This is a genomic window from Emticicia sp. (assembly GCF_049241225.1).
In the GTDB taxonomy this organism is placed as follows: domain Bacteria; phylum Bacteroidota; class Bacteroidia; order Cytophagales; family Spirosomataceae; genus Emticicia.
Window position 1 is genome coordinate 1 of the sequence record NZ_JBMLRC010000223.1, and the last position, 1,036, is coordinate 1,036.

The 1,036-nt window shown below is 33.5% G+C and carries 2 protein-coding genes; both read left to right on the top strand.

Annotation, left to right across the window (positions count from 1 at the left end; all coding sequences use genetic code 11):
* Positions 1-190: 190 nt before the first annotated feature.
* Positions 191-580 (top strand): hypothetical protein, encoded by a 390-nt coding sequence (locus ACOVO2_RS12500; protein ID WP_421770301.1) that lies wholly within the window; start codon positions 191-193, stop codon positions 578-580.
* Positions 577-1,005 (top strand): hypothetical protein, encoded by a 429-nt coding sequence (locus ACOVO2_RS12505; RefSeq protein WP_421770302.1) that lies wholly within the window; start codon positions 577-579, stop codon positions 1,003-1,005. The genes ACOVO2_RS12500 and ACOVO2_RS12505 overlap by 4 nt, the downstream gene beginning before the upstream one ends.
* Positions 1,006-1,036 lie beyond the last annotated feature (31 nt).

A 1,036-nucleotide genomic window follows, 5' to 3' on the forward strand; every position in this document is an offset into this window, starting at 1 on the left:
AACGTGGTACTCAAAACAAAACTCACGAAAATATAAGTGGAGTTTGGATTGTGAAAGGCCCCGAAAAAAACCACGAAAAAGCCATCAAAAATCTAATGAATGACCCCGAAATCATCGAATTTGATTTCTGATTCCAACCATTTGAATACTTTTAGAATCATTGTGGTATAAATAGAAAATATTTAATACTATGAAAATGCTATCAATCATCTTATTATCAGTCTTGGTGAATACTTGCACCAAAGAATCCGAAGATAATACGGCCCCACTCATAGAGGCTAATGCTATTATTTTTAATAATAATTTACCTGTTGATGGCTGTGCCGAGCATATATCTTTAATAGATGCAAAGGGAGATAAAATAAAAGATGTTTTACCAACCGAAGCGAGTAGTGCAGTATTTACAAATTTGTTAAAAGCCGAAATTGCAAAACTTCCGGCAAATACTTATTCAGGAAATATTCAGATTCCAGTAATTTTGAAATATAAAACCACCCAAGAAAAAGGAGATTTGGTATGTGGTTGGGGAAATAAATCGACAGTTGAAAAAATTGAAATTGTAAACATCACAAAAAAATGAAAACCGCCTTTTTTATTATCATCATGCTATCACTTATGGCATGCCAAGTAGAGAATACAATTGAGCCATCGTTAAATAAAATCAATGGGCAATGGCAACTTACTAAAACAAGTATTGGGTATCCAGCTCCAAATAGTCCAACCGAGATAAAAGCAGCGAATACCGAAATTATTACTTTTGATGTAAGTACTAAGACCTATACACTTACAGTTAATGGAAAAGTAAGAACAAGCACTACTTTCGACGTACAAAAAGTGAGTTATTCAGGTATAGACCCACGGGAAGCTGTAATTTTTGAGAAAGAGAATCAATACGCGTTTCTGACATTTGATGACGAAAACTCAGCAATAATTCTCTACGAAAAAACACCAATTGGGGCAGTTTTGGCCGATGGCAATAGCTATCATTATCAGAAAGTGAAGTAATATTTTATATTTTGCAGCTTATTTAATAAAT